1 protein-coding gene is annotated in these 326 nt (G+C 68.7%); it reads right to left on the minus strand.

Annotated features, from left to right (window positions below; translation table 11 throughout):
- Positions 1-326, minus strand: a 326-nt coding sequence (locus UK12_RS42380) for a hypothetical protein (protein WP_045307178.1), incomplete at both ends; no start/stop codon positions are given.

Below are 326 nucleotides of genomic sequence, written 5' to 3' on the forward strand. Positions count from 1 at the left end.
GAACAGGCTGGAGTTGAAGACCGCCGAGTACAGGTTGGTGTGCACCCGGTCGAAGAACTGCACCAGCGCCTTGACCCGAGCGGTGTTGACGGCACTGTTGAGCAGGGCCAGGGTGAGGATGACGCCCTCTGCGACGGGGAACCGGACCGGTGAGCGGCAGGCCAGGACCAGCGCGGTGACCGGTGCCGCTGTCAGGTTCAGCCACAGCAGGAGCTTCATGGGGTCGGAGAGGTCGAGGCGGCGCGACGGGAGGAGGCGGACGACGAGGTTGCCGACGAGGACGGCGGCGACGACGGCGGAGACGAGGCGGGCGCTACGGGTGTCAG

Source organism: Saccharothrix sp. ST-888, from assembly GCF_000955975.1.
GTDB lineage: Bacteria > Actinomycetota > Actinomycetes > Streptomycetales > Streptomycetaceae > Kitasatospora.